4 protein-coding genes are annotated in these 2,902 nt (G+C 66.0%); 1 reads left to right on the top strand and 3 read right to left on the bottom strand.

The window, feature by feature from the left end; genetic code table 11:
* The coding region (gene zapE / locus V5A20_RS13885; RefSeq protein ID WP_332327630.1) for an AFG1/ZapE family ATPase at positions 1–518 on the bottom strand (518 nt) is incomplete at its 3' end.
* Between the two features lie 359 nt (positions 519–877).
* Here zapE and V5A20_RS13880 point away from each other — a divergent pair.
* Positions 878–1,207, top strand: a complete 330-nt coding sequence (locus tag V5A20_RS13880) for a hypothetical protein (RefSeq protein WP_332315334.1) — start codon at positions 878–880, stop codon at positions 1,205–1,207.
* Positions 1,208–1,285: 78 nt separating this feature from the next.
* Here the strand turns inward: V5A20_RS13880 and V5A20_RS13875 are convergent, their stop codons facing one another.
* On the bottom strand, positions 1,286–2,017 hold the full coding sequence (locus V5A20_RS13875) for a DUF72 domain-containing protein (RefSeq protein WP_332327629.1): 732 nt from the start codon (positions 2,015–2,017) through the stop codon (positions 1,286–1,288).
* A gap of 46 nt (positions 2,018–2,063) precedes the next feature.
* Positions 2,064–2,861, bottom strand: coding sequence for an Fpg/Nei family DNA glycosylase (locus V5A20_RS13870; protein WP_332315336.1), 798 nt, complete (start codon positions 2,859–2,861; stop codon positions 2,064–2,066).
* Positions 2,862–2,902 lie beyond the last annotated feature (41 nt).

Raw genomic sequence — 2,902 nt, 5'->3', positions numbered from 1 at the left:
CGCAGGAATCGCTGGATGCGCCCGTCCCCGAGCTGAGTCGCCACGGACTGCTCCGGGGTCACGTTGCTCGTTGCCAGGAGCGGCACGTCGTACGCCGCCAGCGTCTTCATGACGGCCGCCAGACGCATCTCGTTGGCGGGGTCGTCCATCTCTACCTCGTCGAGACAGCAGACGGCGTACCGATCGGCCACTCGACGGGCAAAGGCCTTCGGCGGCTCGGTCTGCCGGAACAGCACGCTGGAATGCAAAAACGCACAGGGCACCTCGGGGGCGAGGGCGTTATACATCGCGGCCAGCAGGTGGGTCTTCCCCGTGCCCGCCGGTCCTACCAAATACAGCCCGTGCGGCAACCGGTCGTCCGCCAGTCCCAAGAGCCTTCCCAGTCGCTCGGCCCACGACGGGAGCCGACGAAGCTCGTCTACGAATGCACGCGCGACACGGAGCCCCTCGGCCTGGCTCGGCGTTTGCGGCTCGTAGCTCTCGAACGTAGCGTCGCGGAAACGCTCGGGGAGTGTCATGCCGAAGAGCATCGATGTTGGTTCGTTTTCTGGGGGCCGGGCGCCAAAGCTCGCTCTCGTCCCCGCACACAATCGGGCGGCCTTTCGCTGGAGCGATCTTCCGTTCAACGGACCAGCCCCCTGCGTAGAAGGGGGGAGCACCCTCAATCGTGACCGCCAAGGGGACCGGCCGGCTACATCTTGGCGGTTTTTCTCGCCCGCCTCATAGTTTTTTCGTAGCCCTCCGGAGGCTACTTCTTGTCTCATCGGTTGGGGTAAACTCCTGAAAGCAAAGCGTCACTTTGGGGCGTTTTTGCATCCCGTTTCGCGTCAGGCCTTCCCCCCGAATTGACTGCTCATCTGTACGAGATGTTATCAGCATGAGTGACTGCAAGCACAGGGAGTCGTCTGCTGGCAACGACGCTTCTGTCGAGCAGCCCTCCACCGTCGAGGAGGGGCCGTCGGCAAAGCTGGCGGGGAGCTTCATCAAATCGGCCGTTCTCGGCCTTGCGTTCGGGGCCGTTCTCTTCATGGTTGCCGATCAGACCGGCGTTGCCGCTCCGCTCCTTCGTTGGCTCCACCTTCCGGGGGGGGAGCACTTCGGGGCCAAGCAACTCGTACTCGTTGGCGTCCTGCTCGGGGTTTCGCTGAACGCTCTCGACAAGCTCGTCTGCCAGGCCCGCCGTCTCTTCAGCAACCTGGATGCGTGAGGCGGCCCCGTGCGTGAGGGCAGCGCTTCGGGCCCCATGCTGTCCGTTTGCCCGTCAGGGCCGCCCCTTCCCAGAAGCTCACGGCGTCTCCACCCGCTCTCGCAGCCGCTGGGCGTCGCGGGGCGCGTGCCCCTCGCCGGCGGTGTTGTTGAAGAAGACATACACGTCCCGATCGTCGGCCCGCCAGTCGGCAATGGCGTCGGCCCAGCCGTCGAGCTCGGGGTCCGAGTAGCGCCCACGGTATGCCTCGCCAGCCCCATGGAGGCGCACGTACACCCAGTCGGTCGTCACCGTGCGGTGGGTCGACCGGCCGCCAAAGTCGTAGATACAGAACGCCGCGTCGTGGGCGGCGAGGGCCGTGTGCGTTTCCTCGGTGAGCCACGTGGGGTCCCGAAACTCGAATACGTGGCGGTGATCGTCGTCGAGCGCCTCCAGAAAGGTGTGCAGGCGCTCCAGGTTCTGATGCCAATTGGGCGGGCACTGGAAGAGAATGGGCCCGAGGGCTTCCCCGAGTGGCTCCACGTTTCGGTACAGGTTCCGGACCGGCTCTTCCGGGTCCATCAGCTTCTTGAAATGGGTGATGTACTGGTTTGCCTTGACCGCGAACGTAAACCCGTCGGGCGTCTGCCGCCGCCAGGCACGGAGCGTGTCTGCCTCGGGGCTCTGGTAGAAGGTGTTGTTGACCTCGACGGTGTCAAACGTGCCGGCGTAGTAGGCGAGCCAGTCATCCTGCGCGATGTCGTCGGGGTAGAAGCGACCGGCGAAGGGGTCGTGTTGCCACCCGGAGGTGCCGATGTGGACGGTGGGCATGGATGCGTAGACGTCTGAGCGCGTGGAGGGAAGGGGCGGGCTGTCCTCACTCCGGTGGTGGCTGGTAAACGGGAGAGTAGTAGGCGGTGCGGCCGGAGACGGTCTCGGTTTCGAGAGGCACGCCGGTCTTTGGGCAGTGCTCGTCCCCGTACCGGTGGGGCAGCATGAAGCGATCCGGGGCGAGCGCTTCGGGATCGGCGTCCACGGCGATTGCGGCGTCGAGGACCTCCTGGATGGCGTCGTAGAGGCCGCGCAGGTCGTTCTCGGAGAGGTCAGGCACGGTCGTCCGCGGATGAATGCCCTCCTGATAGAGCGCCTCGTCGGCGTAGATGTTGCCGAGCCCCGCCACGACGCTCTGATCGAGCAGCCGTCCCTTGATCGTGCCGCGGCGAGACGCGAACGGCTCCAGAAACGTCTCGACATCGGCGCGGCGGGCGTCGGGGCCGAGGGCCTTTGCGTCGACGAACGACTGCGGCGTGTCGATGAGCCGCACCCGGGCAAACTTGCGCGGGCACTCGAAGGCCAGGGCGCCCCCGTCCTCAAAATGGAACTGAACGTACGCATACTCCGGCATCGTGCCGTCCGGAACGACCTGCACACGCCCCGTCATGCCGAAGTGGAGGGCAAGCCAGCCGGTGTCGTCGCCGTACCGGGCAAAGACGTGCTTCCCGTGGCGGTGCGTCTCTGTGAGCGTGCGGCCCCGAAGCAGCTCATCAAAGCGACGCGGCTCCAGCCCGTCGCCGAGGATGCGTGGGTCGACGACCGTGGTGTTGGCAATCTCGCGATACAGGGCATCGGCGGCGAGGCGCCGCCGGTAGACGACGGCGTCAGGCAGTTCGGGCATCCGTGTGGGCGTGGGCGTTGAGGGTGGGGGAGAAGGGGCGC

The organism is Salinibacter sp. (genome assembly GCF_036626415.1).
In the GTDB taxonomy this organism is placed as follows: domain Bacteria; phylum Bacteroidota; class Rhodothermia; order Rhodothermales; family Salinibacteraceae; genus Salinibacter.
This window is presented reverse-complemented; position numbering and strand designations above follow the sequence as displayed.